The organism is Candidatus Symbiothrix dinenymphae (assembly GCF_001431085.1).
The window spans coordinates 1-442 of sequence record NZ_BBRU01000419.1; the positions used below are offsets into that span (position 1 = coordinate 1).

1 protein-coding gene is annotated in these 442 nt (G+C 42.5%); it reads right to left on the bottom strand.

Annotated elements, in window-relative coordinates; genetic code table 11:
- Positions 1 to 442: hypothetical protein (locus ASC50_RS04675; RefSeq protein WP_158648446.1), on the bottom strand; the 442-nt coding region annotated here is incomplete at both ends.

Sequence of the window (442 nt, forward strand, 5' to 3'; positions counted from 1 at the left end):
CATACCAATCGGCGTAGGCTTCAATCACGGCTTTGCAAACCAACAAAGCATCATCGTATTCTTGCTGCTCGACAAATTTTTCCGCCTTGTTGAGCCAATCTCTCAAAATGCTCAAATCCACGTCTCTATCACTGTCATAATCATAGTCATAAAAACGTTCTGCATCAAACTCAACCTCATTCAAATCGGCTTCAACAAGCGGTTTATAGAAATTTTCATCTGTTGCTTCGGCATCTGTTGCTTCGTCATCTGCGCTTGCATCTATTGTTTTGGCAGGCTTTTTCAATTTCTCGGCAAATTCAAAGGTAATGGCTTTTGCCAAGTCGCTGTTATACTTTGCTTTTTTGACAACAAACGTCCGCAATTCGTCAAGCGAAACATATTGCAAAATAGCCTCAACAGTCAGTTCGTTTTGCGCGTGCTTCCCGTCAAACTGCGCAGC